Origin of the sequence: Nocardiopsis prasina DSM 43845 (assembly GCF_000341265.1) — a bacterium.
GTDB classification, from domain to species: Bacteria; Actinomycetota; Actinomycetes; order Streptosporangiales; family Streptosporangiaceae; genus Nocardiopsis; species Nocardiopsis prasina.
In genome coordinates this window covers 1-385 of sequence record NZ_ANAE01000030.1, presented here as the reverse complement: position 1 = coordinate 385, position 385 = coordinate 1, and the positions used below count along the sequence as shown (strand labels likewise).

The following is a 385-nucleotide window of genomic DNA, read 5'->3' as shown; positions in this document are numbered from 1 at the left end:
CGACCTCCCCAGCCGCCACGGCTCGCTCCACGGCGACCTGCTGCGCCTGGCCACGTCGGTCAACCGCATGGCCGACCAGATGAACGGCTTCACCAACGAGGTCACGCGCGTGGCCCGCGAGGTGGGCACCGAAGGCAAGCTGGGCGGCAGCGCCAAGGTCGACGGGGTCTCCGGCGCCTGGCGCGACGTCACCGAATCGGTCAACCAGATGGCGTCGCGCCTGACAGCGCAGGTGCGCAACATCTCCGAAGTCACCACCGCGGTGGCCGAGGGCGATCTGAGCCGCAAGGTCACCGTCGACGTCCAAGGCGAGATGCTGCAGCTGAAGGACACCGTGAACGGCATGGTGGACCAGCTCGACTCCTTCTCGGACGAGGTCACGCGC

At 68.8% G+C, this 385-nt stretch carries 1 protein-coding gene; it reads left to right on the top strand.

Annotated features, from left to right (window positions below; translation table 11 throughout):
- The coding region (locus D452_RS27415) for a HAMP domain-containing protein (protein ID WP_017542327.1) at positions 1 to 385 on the top strand (385 nt) is incomplete at both ends.